This window comes from Rhizobium sp. J15 (genome assembly GCF_002531825.1).
GTDB lineage: Bacteria > Pseudomonadota > Alphaproteobacteria > Rhizobiales > Rhizobiaceae > Rhizobium.
The window spans coordinates 147952-170359 of sequence record NZ_NWSX01000007.1 but is presented as its reverse complement, the minus strand read 5'-3'; the positions used below and the strand labels follow the sequence as shown (position 1 = coordinate 170359).

The 22408-nt window shown below is 61.3% G+C and carries 24 protein-coding genes; 15 read left to right on the top strand and 9 right to left on the bottom strand.

What is annotated here, in order from left to right:
* Window positions 1-12 precede the first annotated feature (12 nt).
* The 4 genes from CO670_RS08700 to CO670_RS08685 form a co-directional block, all read right to left on the bottom strand.
* Complete coding sequence (locus CO670_RS08700) at window positions 13-774, bottom strand: amino acid ABC transporter ATP-binding protein (protein WP_097589865.1); 762 nt, start codon at window positions 772-774, stop codon at window positions 13-15.
* Window positions 771-1451 carry an amino acid ABC transporter permease gene (locus tag CO670_RS08695; protein ID WP_097589864.1) on the bottom strand — a complete coding sequence of 227 codons (681 nt, stop codon included), beginning with the start codon at window positions 1449-1451 and terminating at the stop codon, window positions 771-773. Before CO670_RS08695 ends, CO670_RS08700 begins: the two co-directional genes overlap by 4 nt.
* Window positions 1452-1652: 201 nt before the next feature.
* A complete protein-coding gene (locus CO670_RS08690; RefSeq protein WP_097589863.1) occupies window positions 1653-2426 on the bottom strand; it encodes an amino acid ABC transporter substrate-binding protein in 774 nt (257 codons plus the stop codon).
* A 153-nt stretch (window positions 2427-2579) separates the two neighbouring features.
* Window positions 2580-3449: a DMT family transporter gene (locus CO670_RS08685; protein ID WP_097589862.1), complete on the bottom strand. Its 870-nt coding sequence runs from the start codon at window positions 3447-3449 to the stop codon at window positions 2580-2582.
* 209 nt (window positions 3450-3658) lie between these two features.
* Between CO670_RS08685 and CO670_RS08680 the strand changes: the two genes are divergently transcribed.
* The 4 genes from CO670_RS08680 (at window position 3659) to hisC (ending at window position 8222) form a co-directional block, all read left to right on the top strand.
* Window positions 3659-4435, top strand: coding sequence for a DeoR/GlpR family DNA-binding transcription regulator (locus tag CO670_RS08680; RefSeq protein WP_097589861.1), 777 nt, complete (start codon window positions 3659-3661; stop codon window positions 4433-4435).
* 65 nt (window positions 4436-4500) lie between these two features.
* Complete coding sequence (locus tag CO670_RS08675; protein WP_097589860.1) at window positions 4501-5694, top strand: MFS transporter; 1194 nt, start codon at window positions 4501-4503, stop codon at window positions 5692-5694.
* Window positions 5695-5893: 199 nt separating this feature from the next.
* Window positions 5894-7144 (top strand): flavodoxin-dependent (E)-4-hydroxy-3-methylbut-2-enyl-diphosphate synthase, encoded by a 1251-nt coding sequence (gene ispG / locus CO670_RS08670; protein WP_097589859.1) that lies wholly within the window; start codon window positions 5894-5896, stop codon window positions 7142-7144.
* A gap of 16 nt (window positions 7145-7160) precedes the next feature.
* Complete coding sequence (gene hisC / locus CO670_RS08665) at window positions 7161-8222, top strand: histidinol-phosphate transaminase (protein ID WP_097589858.1); 1062 nt, start codon at window positions 7161-7163, stop codon at window positions 8220-8222.
* A 7-nt stretch (window positions 8223-8229) separates the two neighbouring features.
* Here the strand turns inward: hisC and CO670_RS08660 are convergent, their stop codons facing one another.
* Window positions 8230-9144, bottom strand: a complete 915-nt coding sequence (locus tag CO670_RS08660) for a polyprenyl synthetase family protein (RefSeq protein WP_097589857.1) — start codon at window positions 9142-9144, stop codon at window positions 8230-8232.
* Between the two features lie 134 nt (window positions 9145-9278).
* On the opposite strand from CO670_RS08660, the gene mtgA reads away from it, so the two are divergent.
* From mtgA to CO670_RS08635, 5 genes are all read left to right on the top strand, one after another.
* Entirely contained in the window at window positions 9279-10016 is a 738-nt protein-coding gene (gene mtgA / locus CO670_RS08655; protein ID WP_176538898.1) for a monofunctional biosynthetic peptidoglycan transglycosylase, read from the top strand.
* Between the two features lie 96 nt (window positions 10017-10112).
* Complete coding sequence (locus tag CO670_RS08650; RefSeq protein WP_097589856.1) at window positions 10113-10835, top strand: DUF1868 domain-containing protein; 723 nt, start codon at window positions 10113-10115, stop codon at window positions 10833-10835.
* Between the two features lie 13 nt (window positions 10836-10848).
* Window positions 10849-11496 (top strand): glutathione S-transferase family protein, encoded by a 648-nt coding sequence (locus CO670_RS08645; RefSeq protein ID WP_097589855.1) that lies wholly within the window; start codon window positions 10849-10851, stop codon window positions 11494-11496.
* A 156-nt stretch (window positions 11497-11652) separates the two neighbouring features.
* Window positions 11653-11838 (top strand): 50S ribosomal protein L32, encoded by a 186-nt coding sequence (rpmF, locus tag CO670_RS08640; RefSeq protein ID WP_003543812.1) that lies wholly within the window; start codon window positions 11653-11655, stop codon window positions 11836-11838.
* Window positions 11839-11983: 145 nt separating this feature from the next.
* Window positions 11984-12391 carry a hypothetical protein gene (locus CO670_RS08635; RefSeq protein WP_088677458.1) on the top strand — a complete coding sequence of 136 codons (408 nt, stop codon included), beginning with the start codon at window positions 11984-11986 and terminating at the stop codon, window positions 12389-12391.
* On the opposite strand, the gene phaR is transcribed toward CO670_RS08635, so the two are convergent.
* Window positions 12386-12958 (bottom strand): polyhydroxyalkanoate synthesis repressor PhaR, encoded by a 573-nt coding sequence (gene phaR / locus CO670_RS08630; protein WP_088677459.1) that lies wholly within the window; start codon window positions 12956-12958, stop codon window positions 12386-12388. The genes CO670_RS08635 and phaR overlap by 6 nt on opposite strands.
* Before the next feature lie 242 nt (window positions 12959-13200).
* On the opposite strand from phaR, the gene CO670_RS08625 reads away from it, so the two are divergent.
* Window positions 13201-14382, top strand: a complete 1182-nt coding sequence (locus tag CO670_RS08625; RefSeq protein ID WP_097589854.1) for an acetyl-CoA C-acetyltransferase — start codon at window positions 13201-13203, stop codon at window positions 14380-14382.
* A gap of 72 nt (window positions 14383-14454) precedes the next feature.
* Entirely contained in the window at window positions 14455-15180 is a 726-nt protein-coding gene (locus CO670_RS08620) for a beta-ketoacyl-ACP reductase (protein WP_097589853.1), read from the top strand.
* Between the two features lie 333 nt (window positions 15181-15513).
* Here the strand turns inward: CO670_RS08620 and CO670_RS32905 are convergent, their stop codons facing one another.
* The 3 genes from CO670_RS32905 to CO670_RS08610 all read right to left on the bottom strand — a co-directional run bounded on the left by CO670_RS32905 (window position 15514) and on the right by CO670_RS08610 (window position 16322).
* The gene (locus CO670_RS32905) at window positions 15514-15669 is read right to left on the bottom strand and encodes a hypothetical protein (RefSeq protein ID WP_176538897.1); all 156 of its coding nucleotides are present in this window, start codon (window positions 15667-15669) and stop codon (window positions 15514-15516) included.
* 209 nt (window positions 15670-15878) lie between these two features.
* Window positions 15879-16139 carry a glycine zipper domain-containing protein gene (locus CO670_RS08615; RefSeq protein ID WP_009991900.1) on the bottom strand — a complete coding sequence of 87 codons (261 nt, stop codon included), beginning with the start codon at window positions 16137-16139 and terminating at the stop codon, window positions 15879-15881.
* Window positions 16140-16166: 27 nt separating this feature from the next.
* Entirely contained in the window at window positions 16167-16322 is a 156-nt protein-coding gene (locus tag CO670_RS08610) for a DUF3309 family protein (RefSeq protein WP_017962528.1), read from the bottom strand.
* Between the two features lie 797 nt (window positions 16323-17119).
* Here CO670_RS08610 and CO670_RS08605 point away from each other — a divergent pair.
* The 4 genes from CO670_RS08605 (at window position 17120) to CO670_RS08590 (ending at window position 22223) form a co-directional block, all read left to right on the top strand.
* The gene (locus CO670_RS08605) at window positions 17120-20317 is read left to right on the top strand and encodes a helicase-related protein (RefSeq protein ID WP_097589852.1); all 3198 of its coding nucleotides are present in this window, start codon (window positions 17120-17122) and stop codon (window positions 20315-20317) included.
* A gap of 2 nt (window positions 20318-20319) precedes the next feature.
* Window positions 20320-20724 (top strand): RNA-binding S4 domain-containing protein, encoded by a 405-nt coding sequence (locus tag CO670_RS08600; RefSeq protein WP_097589851.1) that lies wholly within the window; start codon window positions 20320-20322, stop codon window positions 20722-20724.
* 194 nt (window positions 20725-20918) lie between these two features.
* A complete protein-coding gene (fdxA, locus tag CO670_RS08595; protein ID WP_049733327.1) occupies window positions 20919-21257 on the top strand; it encodes a ferredoxin FdxA in 339 nt (112 codons plus the stop codon).
* Window positions 21258-21650: 393 nt separating this feature from the next.
* Window positions 21651-22223: a CarD family transcriptional regulator gene (locus CO670_RS08590; RefSeq protein ID WP_003543775.1), complete on the top strand. Its 573-nt coding sequence runs from the start codon at window positions 21651-21653 to the stop codon at window positions 22221-22223.
* Window positions 22224-22408 lie beyond the last annotated feature (185 nt).

The window sequence follows — 22408 nt, the reverse complement described above, 5'->3', positions numbered from 1 at the left end:
ACGTGAGACATTTCAGATATCGTAGGTATGGGCAGCGTTGATCGTCGAGATGAAGCGCTTGGTGCGTTCGCGTTGCGGCGCGCTGAAGATCGCTTTGGCGCTGCCGGTTTCCACCACGCTGCCGGCTTCCAGGAAGACGACGTCGTTGGCGATCTTCGAGGCGAGCCGGAGATCATGGGTCGCCATGACCATCGTCGTGCCTTCGCGGGCAAGCTGGCCGAGAACATCGACGACTTCGGCAGACAGTTCCGGATCGAGCGCCGAGGTCGGCTCGTCGCAGAGCAGCACGCGCGGCGACGGCGCCAACGCCCGGGCAATCGCCACGCGCTGCTGCTGGCCGCCCGAGAGCGTCGAGGGCCAGGCATCGGTCTTGTGCGCCATGCCGACCTTGGTCAAAAGCTCCAGGGCGCGGTCGCGCGCTTTCTCCTTCGGCCATTTCAGCACGGTGATGAGGCCTTCCATGACGTTTTCGATCGCGGTCTGATGCGGGAAAAGCTGGAAATTCTGGAAGACCATGCCGGTCTGACGGCGGATCTTCTGGATCGCCTGCCAGCCCGTTTTTTTGCCGGGCGCGAAGGAGAGCGTCTCCTCGCCGAGGCGAATCATGCCCGCGGTCGGGATTTCGAGCAGGTTGATGCAGCGCAGGAGCGTGCTCTTGCCGCCGCCGGACGGGCCGACGAGGGCGGTGACGCTGCCCTCGGGAATGCGGATGCTGATGTCCTTCAGGATGACGGCATCGCCGAAGCGCTTTTCGATGTTGGAAAGCTCGATCATGCATTTGCCTCCAGCATGCCACCGTAACGCGCGAAGCGGCGTTCCAGGCGCACCTGCAGCTGCGAGAGAATCGAGCTCAGGACGAGATAGATGAGCGCCGCCTCGATATAAAGGATCAGCGGTTCATAGGTGGTGGCGACGATGCGCTGCGCTGCCTGGAAGAGTTCCGGCACGGTGATGGCGGCGGCGAGCGAAGTATCCTTGACCAACGAGATGAAGGTGTTCGACAGCGGCGGCACGGCGACGCGGGCGGCCTGCGGCAGGATCGTGCGGCTCATCGCCTGACGCCAGCTCATGCCGATCGAATAGGCGGCTTCCCATTGGCCCTTCGGCACGGAGGAGATGACGGCGCGGATGATCTCGGAGCTGTAGGCGCCGATATTCAGGGTGAAGCCGATAAGGGCGGCGGGAAAGGCGTCGAGCAGGATGCCGGCGCTCGGCAGGCCGTAGAAGATTACAAAAAGCTGGACGAGCAGCGGGGTGCCGCGGATGACCCAGACATAGAAACGGGCGATAGCGGCGACGGGCGCAGGTCCGAAAAGGCGGGCAATCGCGGTGATCAGCCCGAGGATCAGGCCGAAGCCGAAGGAAAGCAGCGTGAGGGGGATGGTGAAGATCAATCCCGCCCAGAGGAGCGAGGGGAGCGATTCCGCCATCAGTTGGAGCCAGTGCGGCAAGGGGCATTCCCTCTCGTGGGTTTGGGCAGGGATATCTCGAAATACCCCTCCCCAACCCCTCCCCACAAGAGGGAGGGACTAAATCTCGTCCCTCGCTCGGCACAAAATAGCAGCCGGGTTGCAGGCCGAAACGGTTTTTTGAAATGAGGCGGCCGGCCTTTAAGCCCCTCCCCCTTGTGGGGAAGGGGACTTTTCCTGAGCTTACTTCGAAACGTCCTGGCCGAAATACTTGTCGGCGATCTTCTTGTAGGTGCCGTCGGCCTTGATGTCGGCGAGCGCCTTGTTGATCGCCTCGAGCAACTCCGGCTCGTTCTTGCGGATGATGATGCCGGAATAATCGGCATTCTCCTGCTCGGCGGCGATCTTCACCGGCGCGTCCGGCTTGTGCTTCTTGAAATCGAGGAAGGACAGGCTGTCATTGATCGTCGCGTCGGCGCGCTTCGTCAGCACGAGCTGGATCGACTGGTCGAAGCCGTCGGTGCCGACGAGTTCGGCGCCGGCTTCGGTTGCGAGCTTGCCGAAGTTGCTGGTCAGCGACTGGGCGGACTTCTTGCCCTTCAGGTCGGCGAAGGTCTTGATGCTGTCTTCGCCTTCGCGGACGATCAGCACGGCCTTCGAAGCGATGTAGGGTTCGGAGAAATCGTATTTCTGCTTGCGGGCTTCGGTGATACCGACCTGGTTGATGACCGTGTCGTAGCGCTTGGCGTCGAGGCCGGCGATCAGCCCGTCCCACTTGCCTTCGACAAATTCGGCCTTGACGCCGAGCTTGGCGGCAATGGCTTCGCCGATCTCGACATCGAAGCCGACGAGCTTGCCGCTTTCGTCGTGATAGGTGAAGGGCGCATAGGTGCCTTCGGTGCCGATCTTGAAGACGCCGGCCGATTTGATGGCGGCGAGGTTCTCGCCGGCATGGGCAGGCAGGAGGGCCGCAGCCTGAATGAGGGCAGCGGCGGCGACGGTTTTCAACCAGTTCATTGTTCTATCCATCCTTGGGAGGTTGTGATCGGATGAGGGATACTTTGCAGAAAACTAGGGCGGCGGAAGCGAAGAAAACTGCGAATAAAAGCAGCAACTGCAAATATTTTTCTCATGCCGCGCCCCATGCCATGAATCCTGCAGAAACAGGCATCATGCTGTGAGGCGGCGGCGCAATCTTTCGCTGACGATGATGATCAATCCGGCGCCGAGGATCATGGCCGCGCCGGCGACCACATTCAGCATCGGGATATCGGCCCAGATCAGATAGCCGAGCAGGAAGGCCCAGACGAGAGAGGTGTATTCGAACGGCGCAAGCACGGAGACGGGCGCCAGCCGCATGCCCTCGAAGAGAGCGAACTGCGCCGCGCCGGCGACGACGCCGATGGCGATGAGAAGCGCCAGCTGCGTCATATCAGGAGTTTTCCAGGTGTAAAGGACAGCAACGCCCGTCATCGCAAGGAAGAAGATATTGGAAACGGCAAGCTGGACGATGGTCTTCTCATGCAGTGAGGTCTTGCGCAGCAGCACCATGGCGGCAGCCCAGAGGACGGCTGCCTGCAGCGCCAGATAGACCGGCCAGGAAATCGCCAGGCCAACGGGATTGCAGGCGATCAGCACGCCGACGAAACCGACGCCGACGGCAAGCCAGCGCGCCGGCGTAACTTCCTCCTTCAGGATGAGCCAGGCAAGCACGGTGCCGACGACGGGCGCCGCATAATAAAGCGTGGTGACCTCGGCAAGCTGCAGGCGGCTTGCGGCGGAATAATAGGAAAGCCAGGCGCAGAGGAGAAGAAGGCTGCGCGCGATCATCGGCTTGATGATCGGTGATGTCATGACCTGATGGACCAGCCTGCCGCGGCCATAGGCCAGGCAGCCGAGAAGGATCGTGAGACTTCGGAAAAACAGGATCTGCCAGACCGGAATGCTTGAAGTCAGGATCTTGATGATCGCATCATGAAAGGTGAACGCCATGTAGGCGACGCTCGTGAGCAGAATGCCCAGGCTGACGGAGTTTTTCACGGGGAAAGCACCAGGTGGCGAATAGGCCGGCGGGAATCGGGGAATACCTTATCGGTATTCCCGGCCCTGTCCCTGGTCAATAGCCATAGTCGCGCCGGTGGCGAGCTTTGTTTCATAGCGTCAGAAAACGTGTAACTGTGCATATTGCCTGCACGATCGTAAGTGTTTATGCACGGTTTCATTATTTCACCTATTGACCCGGTAGAAACATGCAGGATTTTCTGTTGCGAGAGCGCCAAGGTGTGATTTCCGAGAGGCTGCGGCTGAATGGCCGCGTGCTGGCGGCGGAACTGGCGCTTGAATTCGGCGTCTCCGAAGACACGGTGCGGCGCGATCTGCGCGAGATGGCGGCGGCAGGGCTCTGCGAACGGGTCTATGGCGGCGCATTGCCGGTATCGCCGGCGCATGGAAACCTGACGCAGCGCATGGGATTTGCCGCCGACCGCAAACAGGCGCTGGCCCGCGCCGCGGCACAGCAGATCGCCGCCGGTTCGTGCGTGTTCTTCGATGCCGGCAGCACCAATCTGGCGATCGCCAATGCATTGCCGGGCGAACTGGAACTGACGGCCGCGACGAATGCGCCGGTGATCGCCGCAGCGCTGATCGACAAGCCTGCCGTCAACGTCATCCTGATCGGCGGCATGGTGGACCGGCAAACGGGCGGCGCGCTCGGCGCCAAGGCGTTGCGCGATATGGAGCAGCTTTCACCCGATCTCTGCATCCTCGGCGCCTGCGGTGTCGATCTGGAGGCCGGCATCACCGCTTTTGGCTTCGAGGATGCGGAGTTCAAGCGGTTTGCGGCATCCAGAAGCAGAAAAGTGCTGGCGGCGGTGACCTCGGAGAAATTCGGCACGGCTGCGCCACATAGCATCCTGCCGGTCGCACATTGCGAATGCCTCGTCGTCGAGCACGATGCGGATCCTGCCATTCTTGCGGGCTACCGCGAGCGTGGATGCAGGACCGTCATCGCCGAGCAAACGAACTGAGACCGCTGTCATAGAGTTTAGGGAAACCGGGCGCATACAGCCCGGCAAAGAGGAAAGACCGAGAAATGGACAGTCATGTGAGTGCATCGCGGGGAGCCAGGAGCGGCTTCATTACCAGAAGCAGGGCCGCGGTTTCCCTGCTGTTTCTCATGAACGGCTTCGTCGTCGGCTGCTGGGCGCCCAAGATCCCTGACTTCGCCGACCGTCTCGGGCTGACCAAGTTCGAGCTCGGGCTGATGATCCTGATCTTCGGCGTCGGCTCCCTGGTCATGATGCCGATCGCCGGTGCGCAGATCGCCAGACACGGCTCGCGCGTCGTTGTTCGCGTATTTTCCGCCTGCGTCCTGCCGCTGCTCCTGGCGTTGACACTGGCGCCGAACGTAATCACCGGCGCGATCGCGCTCTTCCTGTTCGGCGGCTTCATCGGCGCGATGGATGTGGCGATGAATGCCAATGCGGTGTCGGTCGAAAAATCCATGCGCCGCGCCATCATGTCGTCCTGCCACGCTTTCTGGAGCCTTGGCGGCCTGATCGGCTCGGGCCTCGGCGGCATCGTCATCGCCAAGCTCGGCATTCTCGGCCATGCGTACCTGGCAACGGTGCTGGCGGCGATCTTTCTTGCCATCGCCTGGCCGATGATCCTTGCCGATCCGCCGCATCCCGACGCCAAGAAGGAAAAGACCAAGCTGCCGATGGTGCCGCTGCCATGGCTGCTCGGCCTGATGGCCCTCTTTTCCATGGTGCCGGAAGGCGCGGTTCTGGATTGGGGCGCGCTCTATCTCCGCCAGGAAATGGATGCTTCGGTCGCGCTTTCCGGTCTCGGTTTTGCAGCCTTTTCGGCGACCATGGCGATCATGCGCTTTGCCGGCGACCTGGTGCGCGACCGTTTGGGCGGCGTCAAGACCTTGCGCATCTGCACGCTGTTTGCCATCGCGGGCATGTTGCTTGCTGGCCTTGCGCCGGACGCGGAGATTGCCATTCTAGGCTTTGCGCTTTGCGGCATCGGCATTTCCAATATGGTGCCGATCGCTTTCTCGGCGGCAGGCAATATTCCCGGCCTCAAACCCGGCATCGGCATCTCCGTCGTCACGACCATGGGTTATTCCGGCATGCTGGTTGCGCCGTCCGTCATCGGCTTCGTCGCCGAGCATATCGGCTTTGCTGTCGTCTTCATGGCGCTGCCGGTGCTGCTGCTCTTTGTACTCTTGTTCTCCAAGCTCGCTCACTATGCCGACGGGGTCTCCGGAGGCGGCCACTGAGCCGCCTCCAAACAAAAGTGATATGGGAAGCGGTTGACAAGAAAGCGGTCATGATCCACCTGAAAGGCACCATTTCTAAAGCGCGGCGCAATCTTTTCAGATTCGCTTGCCGCGCTTTAGATCTTTGTTTTACGCATGTCGTCATCGCAAAACCGCTGCGCACTTTTGCGCGACATGCTTAGGGGTGCAAGAGCTTTCCATGTTGTCAGCCGCCGATTTTGATCCGAAACCGCGCCGCGCTTCCGTCGCCGTCGATGTCGGCGGCGTCATCGTTGGCGGCGGTGCGCCGATCGTCGTGCAATCCATGACGAATACGGATACGGCCGATATCGATTCGACCGTCGCGCAGGTTGCGGCGCTCCACCGGGCGGGCTCGGAGCTGGTGCGCATCACCGTCGATCGCGACGAGAGTGCGGCCGCCGTGCCGAAGATCCGCGAGCGGCTGCTGCGGCTCGGCATGGATGTGCCGCTGATCGGCGACTTCCATTATATCGGCCACAAACTGCTTGCCGATCATCCCGCCTGCGCCGAAGCGCTGGCGAAATACCGCATCAATCCCGGCAATGTCGGCTTCAAGGACAAGAAGGACAAGCAGTTCGCCGAGATCATCGAGATGGCGATCCGCTACGACAAGCCGGTGCGCATCGGCGTCAACTGGGGTTCGCTCGATCAGGATCTTTTGACGGCGCTGATGGACCAGAACGCCGAAGCCGGCTCGCCGCTTTCGGCCCGGCAGGTGACGCGCGAGGCGATCGTGCAGTCGGCGCTGCTTTCGGCAGCCCTTGCCGAGGAGATCGGCCTGCCGCGCAACCGCATCATCCTGTCGGCCAAGGTCAGCCAGGTGCAGGATCTGATCGCCGTCAATTCCATGCTCGCCGAGCGTTCCAATCACGCGCTGCATCTCGGCCTGACGGAAGCCGGCATGGGCACCAAGGGCGTCGTCGCCTCGTCGGCGGCGATGGGCTTCGTGCTGCAGCACGGCATCGGCGATACGATCCGCGTCTCCCTGACCCCCGAGCCGGACGGCGACCGCACGCGTGAAGTCCAGGTGGCGCAGGAAATCCTGCAGGTCATGGGCTTCCGCCAGTTCGTGCCCGTCGTCGCCGCCTGTCCCGGCTGCGGGCGCACGACCTCGACGGTATTCCAGGAACTCGCCCAGAACATTCAGAACGATATCCGCAAGAACATGCCGGTCTGGCGCGAGAAATATCCCGGCGTCGAGGCGCTGAACGTCGCCGTCATGGGCTGCATCGTCAACGGACCGGGTGAAAGCAAGCACGCCGATATCGGCATTTCGCTTCCCGGCACCGGCGAGACGCCCGCAGCACCGGTTTTCATCGACGGCAAGAAGGCCCTGACGCTGCGCGGGCCGAACATCGCCGCTGATTTCGAAGCACTTGTCGTCGATTATATCGAGAAGCGCTTCGGCCAGCGGACTGCGGCGGAATGAAGACCGGCGGGGTTAGATGAGCCGGTACTGGTCGCCCATCGTCAGCACGCTTCGGCCCTATGTCGCGGGGGAGCAGCCCCGCATCCCGGGCCTCGTGAAGCTCAATACCAACGAGAATCCCTACGGGCCTTCGCCGAAGGCGCTGGAAGCGATCCAGCAAGCGGCGGACGAGCGCCTGCGCCTCTACCCCGATCCCGCGGCCACCGGATTGCGCGAAGCGATCGCGGCGCGTTTCGGGCTGTCGGCTGATGAAGTCTTCGTCGGCAACGGCTCGGACGAGGTTCTCGCTCTCACGTTTCAGGCGCTGCTGAAACATGAGCTGCCGCTCCTTTATCCTGATGTGAGCTACAGCTTCTATCCGACCTATAGCCTGCTATACGAGATCGAAGCAATCGAAGTGCCGGTCGATGATCAGTTCCGGATCCGGCTGTCGGACTACGACAGGCCGTGCGGCGCGATCATCCTCCCCAATCCGAATGCGCCGACCGGTACCGGCCTGCCGCTGACTGGGATAGAGGCGCTTCTTGCCGCCCATCCGGATGCGGTCGTCGTGATAGACGAGGCCTATGTCGATTTCGGCGGCGAAAGCGCCGTGCCGCTGATTTCCAAATATCCCAACCTGCTCGTGGTCCAGACCCTGTCGAAATCCCGCTCCTTCGCGGGTCTGCGCGTCGGCTTCGCGCTGGGGCAGCAGGATCTGATCGAGGCGCTGGTGCGCGTCAAGGACAGCTTCAATTCCTATCCGCTCGATCGGCTGGCGCAGGCCGCCGCCACGGCGGCGATCAAGGACGAAGCCTGGTTCGATACATGCCGGCGGAAAATCATCGCCAGCCGGGAAAGCCTCGTCCGGGAGCTCGAAGCGCTGGATTTCGAGGTTCTGCCGTCTCACGCGAATTTCGTTTTCGCAAGACACGAAAGCCGGTCCGGCGCGGCACTCAACGCCGCGCTGCGGGAGCGCGGCGTCCTCGTCCGGCATTTCGCCAAGCCGCGCATTTCGGAATTCCTGCGCATCAGCATCGGCACGGATGAAGAATGTGCTCGGCTGGTTTCGGCTCTCAAGGAAATATTGGCGGCCTGATCTTTGATCAGCTTTTCCGGTCGGCGACGAAATGCGCCGCGGCGGTGAGGATCGAGGCGCGGGCGCCGTAGGGGGCGAGCAGATCCTCGGCATCGCGGACATGCTGGCGGAGTTCGGTCTCGGCCCAATCCATGCCGTGGAGCGCGACCAGCGTTCCCTTGCCGCGGGCCGCATCCTTGCCGGTCGCCTTGCCCATGGTCGCGGTATCCGAGGTCAGGTCGAGAATGTCGTCGGCGAGCTGGAAGGCCAGGCCGATCTTTTCGCCGAAGGCACGCAGGCGGCGGCGATCTTCCGGCGGGCTTCCGGCGATGATGGCGCCGGCCTCGCAGGCGAAGCGGATCAGCGCGCCTGTCTTCATCGCCTGCAGTCGGATGATGCCCGCTTCGTCAGGCGCCTGTTTTTCCGCCGCCAGATCGAGCGCCTGGCCGCCGGCCATGCCGCCAAGACCGGCGGCGCGGGCAAGCGCCAGCACCAGCGCCGCCTTGCTCGTATCGGGAAGAGCCGTTTCCGGCGCTGCGATGATGTCGAAGGCGTAGGTCAGCAGGCTGTCGCCGGCAAGGATCGCAGTGGCTTCGTCGAACTTGATATGCACCGTCGGCTTGCCGCGGCGCAGGTCGTCATCGTCCATCGCCGGCAGGTCGTCATGCACGAGGGAATAGCAGTGAACGCATTCGAGTGCTGCGCCGATGCGAAGAGCGGCCTGCGCATCGCCGCCGAGGAGGGCGGCACTTTCGGTCACAAGGAAGGGGCGCAGCCGTTTGCCGCCGTTCAGCACGGCATAATGCATGGCGCTGCGCAGCGTATCGGGCCTGGCGATTTCATCGGAAAGGGGGCTCGGTGACAGCAATGCTTCGAGCAGCGCCTCGGTCTCGCGGGCGTTTTTGCTGAGCCTCGTCTCGAAAGTGTGCCGGTTCGCGTCCATGGGCGCTGTTTGGCATGGGGCACCGGGGCTTGCAACGGAATTGTCGATGACTGCAGCAAGATTTCCCATGTGCTCTGGCATAAGCGCCTCACAGGCGTTATGAGAACGACAGGGAGCGAAGTGGACTGGGGACATTGGATATAGCGCCGGAGACAGAGGATATCGCCGACATGCCGGCCCGTCGGCGATGGTTCGAGGATCGGCCTGTGCTCAAGCGCATCGTTCTTGCCTTGGTGGCCGTGCTGGTCCTTCCCTACGTCCTGATCTTCCTCTACCTGCTGCCCTTCATTCATCCCGTCTCGACCCTGATGCTGCGCGATCTCGTGCTGCTGCGCGGCTATGACCGCAGATGGGTCTCGCTGGACGAGGTTGCCCCGGTTCTGGTGCAGTCGGTCATGATGTCGGAAGACGGACAATACTGTTTCCATGGCGGCGTCGACTGGGCCGAGATGCGCATGCTGGTCGAGGATACGCTCAAAGGTCAGGCGACGCGCGGCGGCAGCACGATTCCGATGCAGACGGCAAAAAACCTCTTCCTCTGGAACAGCCGCTCCTTCGTGCGCAAGGCGATGGAGCTTCCGCTCGCCGTCACCACGGATTTCGTCCTGTCGAAACGGCGGCTGATGGAAATCTATCTCAACATTGCCGAATGGGGTCCGGGCATTTACGGCATCGAGGCGGCGGCCCAGCATCATTTCAAAGTGCCGGCCTCGAAGCTGACGCGGCGCCAGGCATCGCTGCTCGCCGTTTCGCTGCCGAACCCGATCGACCGCAATGCCGGCAAACCGGGACGCGGCCTTCGCCGGCTGGCCGGCGTCATCGAAAGGCGTGCGCAGGGCTCAGGCGATTACATCAAGTGTATCTATGAGTGAGATCAGAACTTGTCGTTAGAAGCGGCAAGCGTCATCTGACATTCTTGGTTCTGCCATATGGGCGAATACAGTCCAACCAGAACCCCCGAGTCGCCCATGATCGCCATGACCTTTTCGCCAGAGCTTCTTCTTTATTCGAAGAGGCACAATCCAAATCCGCCCGCCCATCTCGGCAGCCGTTATCGCAAGGCCGGCGGCTTCCTGCCGGAAGCCGGCAATACCATCGTCTGTCATGCCGAGAAGGCGTCGCGGACGCAGGCGGTGCTGATCGAGGCGCGCGAGAAATATCTGGCGATGCCCGAGGCGTCGCAGTTCCTCTTCACGCCGGTCTCAAGCCTTCATATGACGCTTTTCGAAGGCATCATCGAGACCAGGCGCCGGCAGGAGTGCTGGCCGCACGATCTTCCTCTCGATGCACCGATTGACGACATGACCGCGCTGCTGGCGGCCCGGCTCGAAGGTTTTTCGATGGCCGAGCCTTTCAAGGCCGCCGTCGTCGGAGCCCGCCCGTCGGGCCTGCTGGTCGACGGGGCGACGGAGAATGACCGCAAGATCATGCGCGCCTGGCGCGACGCCTTTGCCGATCTTCTCGGCTATCGCCAGCCGAACCATCTGGATTACAAATTCCACATCACCTTCGCCTATCCGATCGAATGGCTGGAGGACGACGCCCTGCCGCGCTGGCAGGAGATGCTCGACGCGGTGGCCGAGGATATCCGCCACAAGACACCCGTCCTGGAGCTGACGCCGCCGGCATTCTGCGTGTTTGAGGACATGAACCATTTCCATGAACTGCTGATCTTCGATATCGACACCTGAACGGGAGAAGCCCATGAACAGACCGACGCTTTACATCGGTAACAAGAACTATTCGTCCTGGTCGTTCCGGCCATGGATGGCGCTGACGGGCGCCGGCGTCGATTTCGATGAAATCCTGATCCCCTTCGACTATCCCGGCGGCAATCCCGATATCAAAGCCATCTCGCCGACCGGCCGCGTACCGCTTCTGCAGCATGGCGAATTGAAGATCTGGGAATCGTTGGCGATCATCGAATATGCCGCCGAGCTTCATCCGGATGCCGGCCTCCTGCCCGCAGATCGCGCCGACCGGGCGCTCGCCCGTTCGGTTTCGATGGAGATGCTCTCGAGCTTCCGGGCTCTGCGCAACGCTTGCCCGATGAATATCCGCAGGCCGCAGGGCAAGATCGCGCTGCCGGAAGGCGTCGAAGCCGATATCGGCCGTATCGAGACGATCTGGCGCGACCTTCTGCAGAAATCCGGCGGGCCGTTTCTCTTCGGCACGTTCAGCGGCGTGGATGCGATGTTCGCGCCTGTGGTCAACCGCTTCGATGTCTATGATCTCGTCAGCCGGGATGATACGCTGGCCTATATGAAGACGATGAAGGCGCATCCGGCCTGGCGGAAATGGGAAGAGGCGGCCCGCGCCGAGCCCTGGATCGTCGCGGAAGTCGAGGTCTGAGGCTGGAATCATCGGCTTCGCAAAAAATGCGCATGGGGACTGGTCAAGGCCGCCCCTTGCATGTATAAGCGCGCAAAATTTCCGAAATCGCGACATGTCCGTTTCGGCCGCCAGTCTGGCCGTGGGAATGTTTTGCCCGCAAGTGGAGTAAGAAAAATGGCTGTACCGAAGAGAAAAACGAGCCCGTCCAAGCGCGGCATGCGCCGTTCGGCAGATGCACTGAAGGCTCCGACCTACGTCGAAGACAAGAACTCCGGCGAACTGCGCCGCCCGCACCATATCGACCTGAAGACCGGTATGTATCGCGGCCGCCAGGTTCTGACGCCGAAGGAAAGCGCATAATTTTCCGATCCGGCTCGTCCGATCGTAAAGTTTCAAGGCCGGCGTCACGCCGGCCTTTTGCGTTCCGGCGATATAATCTTTGCGGTCACTTGCGGTGAGCCGACGGTTTGCGGCAGTATTCTTCCGGCCGCCAAGGAGATTGCCGATGATTGCCGCAATGCCGCTGATGATTATCCCGTTTATTCTCTACAATCTGGCGATGCTCGGCCTGATGGGCGACGGCGGTATTGCAGCGCTGCAGCATGACATTATCGTATTGTCGATGCTATCGGGCGCGATCTGGAGCATGGCGCTCGGCGATCTCTTCATCGTCATAGCGCTTGTGGTGCTGTTCTTCGAAATCCTGAAGGCAACCAGAACCGGCCCCGGCAACCTGCTCAACCACATCTTGTCGATGCTTGTGTTCATTGCCTTCCTGGTCGAGTTTCTGCTCGTCCAGGATGCTGCAACACAGGTATTCTTCATTTTGATGACGATCGCTTTGATCGATGTGATCGGCGGGTTTGCCGTTTCGATCCGAAGCGCCGGGCGGGATGTTTCTATCGGATTATAGGTTGTCGAGCTTGTTCTGAAGGGCGCGGAGCTGTTCCTTCAGTTCATCGATATCCTTGGCTTCGGCCTTGCGGCTTTCCTTGGCCGGCGGCGTCATGAAGGGCGAGAACATCTGCATCGCCTGCTGAAACAGCTCGGTGTTGCGGCGTACCTGATCCTCGACCATCTGCATCGGCAATTGCAGGTTCTTGCCGAGCGGCGTTTCGCCGAAGGCACGGTTCACCTGTTCGCGCATCTGGGCCTGCTGTTCGGTAAAGGCGCGCATCGAATGTTCGAGGAAGCTCGGCACGACCATCTGCATCTGATCGCCGTAATAGGTGATGAGCTGGCGCAGGAAGGAAATCGGGAGCAGTGTGTTGCCGGTCTTCGATTCCTGCTCGAAGATGATCTGGGTCAGCACCGAATGGGTGATATCATCTCCGCTTTTTGCATCCTGGACGATAAAATCTTCGCCCTTCTTCACCATTTCTGCCAGATCTTCCAGCGTCACATAAGTGCTGGTGCCTGTGTTATACAGGCGGCGATTGGCGTATTTCTTGATGACAATCTGACCCTCATTCTTCGCCATATCAGTCTCCTGAACCCCCGTCTGATTTATGGATGTTCCTCCACCTCAGACTGTAAACGTAAAAGAAGGCCGGTGACAATCTCTTTGTGCGTTGCGGCAAACCTTTAACAGACCAGATGAATCGGCTTCGGCGGGCGTGCCGCCGAAAAATGCCGGCGGCCGGTGTTCGCGTTTGACTTGCGCTCAAAGCTTTGCCAGTTTCCACTTATGTAAGTGGGACGAAAAAAGCGAGGAGCCTCCCCATGAGCAATTCATCCATCGTCATCGCCAGCGCAGGCCGGACCGCCGTCGGTTCGTTCAACGGCGCTTTCGCAACGGTCCCTGCACACGAACTCGGCGCGGCCGCGATCAAGGGTGCGCTCGAGCGCGCCGGCGTCGATGCCGGCGAAGTCGATGAGGTCATCCTCGGTCAGGTGCTTGCCGCCGGCGAGGGCCAGAACCCCGCCCGTCAAGCCGCGATGAAGGCCGGCATTCCGAAGGAAGCGACGGCCTGGGGCGTCAATCAGCTCTGCGGCTCGGGCCTGCGCGCCGTCGCGCTCGGCATGCAGCAGATCGCCACCGGCGACGCCAAGATCATCGTTGCCGGCGGCCAAGAATCCATGTCGATGGCGCCGCATGCCATGCACCTGCGCGGCGGCGTCAAGATGGGCGACGCGAAGATGGTCGACACGATGATCAAGGACGGCCTGACCGACGCTTTCCACGGCTATCACATGGGCATCACCGCCGAGAATATCGCGCGCCAGTGGCAGCTGTCGCGCGACGAGCAGGATCAGTTCGCCGTCGCCTCGCAGAACAAGGCGGAGGCGGCGCAGAAGGCCGGCCGCTTCAAGGGCGAAATCATTCCCTACATCATCCAGACGCGAAAGGGCGATGTGACGGTCGATGCCGACGAATATATCCGCCACGGCGCCACGCTGGAGGCGATGGGCAAGCTGCGTCCAGCCTTCGACAAGGAAGGCACGGTGACAGCCGCCAATGCCTCCGGTCTCAATGACGGTGCCGCCGCCGCAGTGCTGATGAGCGAAGCCGAAGCGGTGCGCCGCGGCATCCAGCCGCTCGCCCGCATCGTCTCCTGGGCGACGGCCGGCGTCGATCCTTCGATCATGGGGACCGGCCCGATCCCGGCTTCGCGCAAGGCGCTCGAAAAGGCCGGCTGGTCGGTCGGCGACCTCGATCTCGTCGAGGCCAACGAGGCCTTCGCGGCGCAGGCCTGCGCCGTCACCAAGGATCTCGGCTGGGATCCCTCGATCGTCAACGTCAACGGCGGAGCGATCGCGATCGGCCATCCGATCGGCGCTTCCGGCGCACGCGTTCTCAACACGCTGCTGTTCGAAATGAAGCGCCGCGGCGCGAAGAAGGGCCTTGCCACGCTTTGCATCGGTGGCGGCATGGGTGTCGCCATGTGCTTCGAAGCACTTTAAATAGCATACGATCCGTCATTGATTGAAAAGCCCTCCGGGAGGCGGGCATAGAACAAGGATAGGGAGCGGAACATGAGCAGAGTGGCAGTGGTCACCGGGGGTACACGCGGCATCGGTGCGGCAATATCCGTGGCGTTGAAAAACGCCGGATACAGGGTTGCCGCCAACTATGCCGGCAACGACGAGAAAGCCAGAGCCTTCCACGAGGCCACCGGCGTGCCGGTCTTCAAATGGGATGTTTCGGATTACGCCGCCTGCGGCGAGGGCATCGCCAAGGTCGAAAGCGAGATCGGCCCGGTCGAAATCCTCGTTAACAATGCCGGCATCACCCGTGATGCAATGTTCCACAAGATGACGCCGCAGCAGTGGCATGAGGTGATCAACACCAACCTCACCGGCCTGTTCAACATGACGCATCAGGTGTGGACCGGCATGCGCGACCGCAGTTTCGGCCGCATCATCAACATCTCGTCGATCAACGGCCAGAAGGGCCAGATGGGTCAGGCGAATTATTCCGCCGCCAAGGCTGGCGATCTCGGCTTCACCAAGGCGCTCGCCCAAGAAGGGGCGGCGAAGAACATCACCGTCAACGCCATTTGCCCGGGTTACATCGGGACCGAGATGGTGCTTGCCGTGCCGGAGAAGGTGCTGAACGAGCGCATCATCCCGCAGATTCCCGTCGGCCGTCTCGGCGAGCCTGAGGAAATCGCGCGCTGCGTCACCTTCCTCGCTTCCGACGATGCCGGCTTCATCACCGGCTCGACGCTGACGGCCAATGGCGGGCAGTTCTTCGTCTAACGCAAGATGGGCTTAGAAAGCCTCTCTTGTCATGCTCGGCCTGTGCCGAGCTTCGGCTAGGTTCGATATACAACAGGTCCTCGGCTTTACAATTAGGCCGAGGATGACGTTAGTTTTCTTTTGCATATTGCCGGCTTGGGACGCTGCCGTGCTCAAGCCGATCTGCCGAGCAGATGCCAGTGTCGGCGATGCTGTGGCCTCGGATCGCTGTTTTCACAAAACCTAGAGCATGATGCCGAAAAGTGTGAGAGGTTTTCGGACGACATCATGCTCTAACTCTTTAATTGAGAACAGAATTCAGATTTTAGGCCAACCGCCTAAAATCATCCTGTTCTAAGAGCGGCGGCCCGTCTGATGACGCTGCGCGCGCACTTTGACCGGCACTTTCCGCAACGAGCGATCTTCGCCGCGAAGAGCCGAGATCGCGGTTGTCAGGAAAGCCGATGCGATGAGAACGGCGACGGCGGAATTCAGAAAAATCTGGGCCATGGAAGCATTCCTTTCAAAGGCGTGGGCAGTTCGGCTGCCCCGGGCGGCCTTCTGCCTACCCTTGTGCTTATGAAGGAATATGTGCCCGCTTCGTGACCAGGGGTAGGTTTGACTTTTGCGACCGATCGTCAACGTCATGTTGACGGGGCGACCGGCAAAGAAAAACGGGCGCAGAAGCGCCCGTTGGGAGTCCGATATGCTTTTGCCGATCAGTAGCGGCAACGGGCCTCGTAGCGGCGGCCGTAGCGGTCGCGATAGATGCAGTAGCCGCGGCGTTCGACCGACTGGCCGATGAGGGCGCCGGTCAGACCGCCGGCAACGGCGCCGACTGCGGCACCACCCCAGCTGTTGGTGACGGCGCCACCGATGACCGCGCCGGTGCCGGCGCCGATCGCCGTGCCTTGCTCGGTCGCCGTGCAGGATGCCAAAGCGCCGACGAGTGCGCCAATAAGAACGATCTTCTTCATCATGTCGTAACTCCCCAGGTTAGGTGGGCCTTAGATGCGGCCCATTAGTACAAGGATAATGATAATCACGAGAACTAGCCCCAAACCGCCAGAAGGTCCATAGCCCCAGCCACGGCTGTAACCCCAATTCGGCAAGGCTCCGATCAGGAGCAGAATGAGGATAATAAGAAGTATCGTGCCAAGCATGGTGTGTTTCCTTCATTTCATCCGCAATTTGGATGGATTGAAAACACGTATTGGCGATTTTTGTTCCCGGTTAAGCCAGTAAATGTGGCGGGTTCCAGCTCCCGTTATCTCGAAAACCCATTCATATGGTTAAAAAGACGTTTAAATACAATATGTTGCGGTGAACAAAGGAAGAAAGTCCCGATGTCGCCGATTCGTCAGCGATTCGTTCCGTTTTTGATCAGTACGTCGATATCGGCCGGTTCGGCCTAACGCCTTCTGAATCCGGCCCTGAAAAGATTAATGCCGGTGCGCAGATGCGGGGCGAGACGATTTTCCCACGATCCGCATCTAGCGCTCCAGCCGGACCCGGCCACCAGATATGGCCGTGAACGAAAGGCGAAAACGGTGCGGTCGGCGATTCGTCTCCGATTCGTTCCGGCTTTGGTCGAGACGTTAATTTCGGGCGCAATTTCCGATTGCCGGCGTTTGCCCGGAAATCGTCGATCGCGGTGGCGAAAATGCCGATGAGCGCGAGTCTCGCGATTCAGCATCTAGTGGGAAAAAGTGATTCAAAATCAATACTTAGTCGTGAACAAAAGCTGAATCAGCGAGAGTCAGCGATTCGTCGCTGATTCGTTCTCAGGGTGTTCCGAATCATGACTTCGAACGTTCCGGATGACTCGCAAAGGTCGTAATTCCCATCGGCATTTTGAAATCTTCCCTTGCGTTTGCGGCGGCGGCTGTCCATGTGTTCTGTGCTTCCATCCGGGGAGCAAGATTTTCCTGGGGCTGCCCGCCTCGTTTTGCATGGACCGATGACTCTGACTTCGCAGCCGATGATTCTGAGCGGGCGCGGTGTGACCGCCGTGCTCGGACCGACCAATACCGGCAAGACCCATTATGCCATCGAGCGCATGGTTGCGCACGGAACCGGCGTGATCGGTCTGCCGCTCCGGCTGCTGGCGCGCGAGGTCTATACGCGGGTGGTGGAGAAGGTCGGCGTGCAGAACGTGGCGCTGGTCACCGGCGAAGAAAAAATTTCGCCGCCCAATGCGCGTTTTTCGGTCTGCACGGTCGAGGCGATGCCGCGGGAGACCAAAGCCGCCTTCGTCGCGATCGACGAGGTGCAGCTCGCCGGCGATCTCGAGCGCGGCCATATCTTCACCGATCGCATCCTGCATCTTCGCGGCCGTGATGAAACGCTGCTGCTCGGCGCGGCGACGATGCGGCCGATCCTACAACAGATCCTGCCCGGCATTACGATCGTCGAGCGGCCACGGCTTTCGCATCTGTTCTATGCCGGGCAGAAGAAGATCACCCGGCTACCGCAGCGCTCGGCCATCGTCGCCTTTTCCGCCGACGAGGTCTACGCCATCGCCGAGCTCATCCGCCGCCAGCGCGGCGGCGCGGCTGTCGTGCTGGGGGCGCTCAGCCCGCGCACCCGCAATGCGCAGGTGGCGCTCTACCAGGCGGGCGACGTCGAATATCTGGTGGCGACCGATGCGATCGGCATGGGCCTCAACCTCGATGTCGATCACGTCGCCTTCGCCCAGGACCGGAAATTCGACGGCTACCAGTTCCGCAATCTCAATCCGGCCGAACTCGGCCAGATCGCCGGGCGCGCCGGCCGGCATGTGCGGGACGGCACCTTCGGCGTCACCGGACAGGTCTCGCCCTTCGACGAGGAGCTGGTGCAGCGCATCGAGGGGCATGAATTCGACAACGTCAAGGTCTTGCAGTGGCGCACGACCGAGATGGACTTCTCCTCGATCCAGTCGCTGCGGGCGAGCCTCGAGGTCGGGCCGCGCGTGCCGGGGCTGACGCGGGCGCTGCCCGCGGTCGATCAGCAGGCGCTCGAGCAGCTTTCGCGCTATCCTGAAGTGATCGACCTCGCCGACAGGCCGGCGCGCGTCGAAAAACTCTGGGAGGCTTGCGCGCTGCCCGACTACCGGCGTATCACTCCGGCACAACATGCCGATCTTATTTCGACCCTCTTTTCCGATCTCGTGCGCTATGGCACGGTGAACGAGCAGTTTCTCGCGGAGCAGGTGCATCGCTCCGATCGGACTGATGGGGAAATTGACACGCTTTCGGCGCGAATCGCGCAGATAAGGACCTGGACCTACGTTTCGAATCGGCCCGGCTGGCTGGCCGATCCGACACATTGGCAGGAAAAGACGCGGGAAATCGAAGATCGATTGTCCGATGCGTTACATGAAAGGTTGACGAAACGCTTTGTTGATCGCAGGACATCTGTGCTCATGAAGCGCCTGAGAGAGAATGCGATGCTGGAAGCTGAAATCAGTGTGAATGGCGATGTCTTCGTTGAAGGACATCATGTAGGGCAGTTGAGCGGATTCCGTTTCACGCCGGTGGCGGGAACGGACGGACCGGATGCCAAGGCGGTTCAGGCTGCGTCGCAGAAGGCGCTCGCGCTCGAATTCGAAGCCCGTGCGGCCCGCTTGCATGCCGCAGGCAATAGCGATCTGGCGATCGGCTCGGATGGGCTGATCCGCTGGCTCGGCGATCCGGTGGCGCGGCTTTCGGGCAGCGATCACGTCATGCGCCCGCGGGTGATTCTGCTCGCCGACGAGCAGCTGACGGGCAATGCCCGCGATCACGTCGCCGCCCGGATCGAGCGCTTCGTCAATCATCATATAAGCACGGTGCTGAAGCCGCTCGACGATTTGTCGCGCGCCGAGGACCTCCAGGGTCTCGCCAAGGGGCTTGCTTTCCAGCTCGTCGAGAATCTCGGCGTGCTCTTCCGCCGCGATGTGACGGAAGAGGTGAAGTCGCTGGATCAGGAGGCCCGCGCCTCGATGCGCCGCTATGGCGTGCGGTTCGGCGCCTACCACATCTTCGTTCCGGCGCTTTTGAAGCCGGCCCCGGCCGAGCTCATCACGCTGCTCTGGGCGCTGAAGAACGATGGCCTGGACAAGCCGGGCTACGGCGATCTCATTCCGGTGCTTGCGGCCGGGCGCACGTCCGTCGTCACCGATCCGAGCTTCGAGCGGATGTTCTACAAGCTCGCTGGCTTCCGTTTCCTCGGCAAGCGCGCCGTGCGCATCGATATTCTCGAACGGCTGGCGGACATCATCCGTCCGCTGCTGCAATGGAAGCCCGGCCAGAGCAACCGTCCGGAGGGCGCCTATGACGGCCGCCGCTTCACGACAACGACGGCGATGCTGTCGATCCTCGGCGCGACGCTCGAGGATATGGAGGAAATCCTCAAGGGTCTCGGTTATCGCGCCGATGCCGTGAAGGCGGAAGAAGCGTCTGCCCATCTTGCGACGCAGGATGCGGCTTCCGCACCGGCCGCCTCCGCGGAAACGCCGGCGGACGAGACGGCCGAAAAGGCGGATCACGACGACGCCGACGGATCGGCGGAGGAAACCGCTGCCGAAGCGCCCGCAACCGACGCGGCGGCGGCTGCCGATGCGCCGGTCGCGGAGGCCAGCGAGACCCAGGCGTCCACCGAAGCAGCTGAGACGGCCGCTCCGGCGGAGGCATCCGCTGCTGAGGAAGCCGGCGAGCCGGTCGAACCGAAGCCTGTTCTTCTGTGGCGTCTCGGCGGCCGCAACGACAACCAGCGCCAGGCGCGCGGCGGCCATGGCGAACGCCGTGGCGGTCACGGCCAAGAGCGCGGCCAGAACCAGGAACGCGGCGACCGCAATCGCCGCCCGGGCGGCGGCGACGGCAATCGCGGCGGTGACGGCCGCGACAACAATCGCCACAACCGCGCCAAGGACGGCGACGGTCGCGACGGCGGCAGGCCGCAGCAGGCAAGGGGCGATCGCAACAACCAGTCACGGGGCGACCAGCCGCGCGGCGACCGGCAGGACCGTGGCGACCGCAAGGATCGCGGCGAGCGTAATGATCGCAACGATCGCAACAACAACCGCGGCTCGCAGCCGCTGCGCTTCGAGGCCAAGCCGCCGCGCAAGGAGAAGCCGATCGATCCGGATTCGCCTTTCGCCAAGCTCGCTGCCCTCAAGGAGCAGATGAAGAAGTAATCATGAGCGGGGAGACACAGCCGGCAAACGGTTCGCGTCAGCGTATCGACAAATGGCTGTTCTTCACGCGCATGGTGAAGTCGCGCTCGCTGGCGCAGAGCCATGTGCAGTCGGGCCATGTGCGCATCAACGGCGAGCGCTGCAGCCAGCCGAGCCAGATGGTCAAGCCAGGAGACCGCGTCGAGCTGACGCTGGAGCGGCGCGACGTCGTTCTCCTCGTACGCCTTGCCGGCGAGCGGCGCGGGCCTTACGAGGAGGCGCGGCTGCTCTATGAAGACCTGTCGCCGCCGCCGGGTGAGGCAAAACGCCTCACCCCCTATGAGCAGGCGATCAGAGCGACCGGCAGCGGCCGTCCCACCAAAAAGGAAAGACGCGCAATCGACAAGCTGATGTCGGATGAGGATTAGAAAACTCTGCCTGCGGCGGCGGCTTTTGCAGATCGTTTATCCTTGAAATCCGGCGCCAAAGCCGATACGTGACTGACAACCCGCCGGACGCGTGCTTGCCTCTCAGGCCTGCCTACGCTGTTCCTCCGGCACGGGGATAGGCGCGACGTTCCAGGTTGCCCGGCCCCATCTGCGTGGAAATCCTGGAGTTCTTCATGACCTATGTCGTGACCGACAATTGCATCAAGTGCAAATACACCGATTGCGTGGAAGTCTGCCCCGTCGACTGCTTCTATGAAGGCGAGAACTTCCTCGTCATCCATCCCGACGAATGCATCGATTGCGGCGTCTGCGAACCGGAATGTCCCGCCGAGGCGATCAAGCCGGATACCGAGCCAGGCCTCGACAAGTGGCTGAAGATCAACACGGAATATGCGAGCATCTGGCCGAATATCACGGTCAAGAAGGATCCGTTGCCCGAGGCCAAGGAAATGGACGGCGAGACCGGAAAGTTCGAGAAATATTTCTCGGAGAAGCCCGGCTCCGGCGACTGAGGAGCCGTCACATTCGGCGCCCGAATTCGGGCGGCCGTGCGGTGAAACGTTTTAAATCCTGCGCCTGGCATATGGGTGACTTGTGTTGCCCGCATGACTCAAGCGAAGCAAATTATTGATTTCCTCATATTTTTGTGATAGGTTTCGTGCACTGTTCCATTTGTGGCATGACGCATGCCCAAAACCATCACGAAAGCAAAACAAATCCGTCCCACGGTTTCCGTGACATATCAACGCCTTGAGCGTCGCATCCCAAGATGGCGCGCAAGACATATTTGCTTTTGCCTGATGGGACCAGAGTGAAGTCACCCGACGGATCTACCCGTCTCATCCGGGCCTGACTGACCCGGCTCCGGCCGCCGCCGGAAGCGTAACAGGGAGTTTTTGAATAGAATGACGACTCAGCAGAAAAAGCCTTCTACAGCACGTCACGGCTTCAAGACCGGTGAATCGATCGTCTACCCCGCTCATGGCGTCGGTACCATCACCGCTATCGAAGAGCAAGAAGTCGCCGGCATGAAGCTCGAACTTTTCGTTATCGATTTCGAAAAGGACAAGATGCGCCTCAAGGTGCCGGTCGCGAAGGCCATGAGCATCGGCATGCGCAAGCTTTCGGAAACGGATTTCGTCGAGCGTGCTTTGAAGGTCGTGCAGGGCAAGGCGCGCGTCAAGCGCACCATGTGGTCCCGCCGCGCCCAGGAATATGATGCCAAGATCAATTCCGGCGATCTGATTTCCATCGCTGAGGTCGTGCGCGATCTTTATCGTGCCGAGAACCAGCCCGAGCAGTCCTATTCCGAGCGCCAGCTCTATGAAGCTGCACTCGACCGCATGGCGCGCGAAATCGCCGCCGTCAACAAGATGTCGGAAACCGAAGCCGTCCGCCTCGTCGAGACCAATCTCAACAAGGGGCCGAAGCGCGGCAAGGCAATCGAAGAGGACGACTCGCAGGACGAAGCCGCATAAGGCGACCTGTCTGCTCCATCAAAAAACCCGGCCTTCGAGCCGGGTTTTTTATTGGAACTTTTTCCGCGCTGGCGCGTTAACACACGTAATTGCGGACTGCTCGCCAGGCAATGCCTCGACGGGCGAACCGCTGTTCCGTCAATGTTCGATGAGGAGCGGATCATGCCTTTTCAGTCTTGCCCATC

Coding starts and splice junctions, on each gene's coding strand:
- CO670_RS08700 (WP_097589865.1), bottom strand. CDS start 774: ATGATCGAGCTTTCCAACATCGAAAAGCGCTTCGGCGATGCCGTCATC.
- CO670_RS08690 (WP_097589863.1), bottom strand. CDS start 2,426: ATGAACTGGTTGAAAACCGTCGCCGCCGCTGCCCTCATTCAGGCTGCG.
- CO670_RS08680 (WP_097589861.1), top strand. CDS start 3,659: ATGCAGGATTTTCTGTTGCGAGAGCGCCAAGGTGTGATTTCCGAGAGG.
- CO670_RS08675 (WP_097589860.1), top strand. CDS start 4,501: ATGGACAGTCATGTGAGTGCATCGCGGGGAGCCAGGAGCGGCTTCATT.
- ispG (WP_097589859.1), top strand. CDS start 5,894: ATGTTGTCAGCCGCCGATTTTGATCCGAAACCGCGCCGCGCTTCCGTC.
- hisC (WP_097589858.1), top strand. CDS start 7,161: ATGAGCCGGTACTGGTCGCCCATCGTCAGCACGCTTCGGCCCTATGTC.
- CO670_RS08660 (WP_097589857.1), bottom strand. CDS start 9,144: ATGGACGCGAACCGGCACACTTTCGAGACGAGGCTCAGCAAAAACGCC.
- CO670_RS08650 (WP_097589856.1), top strand. CDS start 10,113: ATGATCGCCATGACCTTTTCGCCAGAGCTTCTTCTTTATTCGAAGAGG.
- CO670_RS08645 (WP_097589855.1), top strand. CDS start 10,849: ATGAACAGACCGACGCTTTACATCGGTAACAAGAACTATTCGTCCTGG.
- rpmF (WP_003543812.1), top strand. CDS start 11,653: ATGGCTGTACCGAAGAGAAAAACGAGCCCGTCCAAGCGCGGCATGCGC.
- CO670_RS08635 (WP_088677458.1), top strand. CDS start 11,984: ATGATTGCCGCAATGCCGCTGATGATTATCCCGTTTATTCTCTACAAT.
- phaR (WP_088677459.1), bottom strand. CDS start 12,958: ATGGCGAAGAATGAGGGTCAGATTGTCATCAAGAAATACGCCAATCGC.
- CO670_RS08625 (WP_097589854.1), top strand. CDS start 13,201: ATGAGCAATTCATCCATCGTCATCGCCAGCGCAGGCCGGACCGCCGTC.
- CO670_RS08620 (WP_097589853.1), top strand. CDS start 14,455: ATGAGCAGAGTGGCAGTGGTCACCGGGGGTACACGCGGCATCGGTGCG.
- CO670_RS32905 (WP_176538897.1), bottom strand. CDS start 15,669: ATGGCCCAGATTTTTCTGAATTCCGCCGTCGCCGTTCTCATCGCATCG.
- CO670_RS08615 (WP_009991900.1), bottom strand. CDS start 16,139: ATGATGAAGAAGATCGTTCTTATTGGCGCACTCGTCGGCGCTTTGGCA.
- CO670_RS08610 (WP_017962528.1), bottom strand. CDS start 16,322: ATGCTTGGCACGATACTTCTTATTATCCTCATTCTGCTCCTGATCGGA.
- CO670_RS08605 (WP_097589852.1), top strand. CDS start 17,120: ATGACTCTGACTTCGCAGCCGATGATTCTGAGCGGGCGCGGTGTGACC.
- CO670_RS08600 (WP_097589851.1), top strand. CDS start 20,320: ATGAGCGGGGAGACACAGCCGGCAAACGGTTCGCGTCAGCGTATCGAC.
- fdxA (WP_049733327.1), top strand. CDS start 20,919: ATGACCTATGTCGTGACCGACAATTGCATCAAGTGCAAATACACCGAT.
- CO670_RS08590 (WP_003543775.1), top strand. CDS start 21,651: ATGACGACTCAGCAGAAAAAGCCTTCTACAGCACGTCACGGCTTCAAG.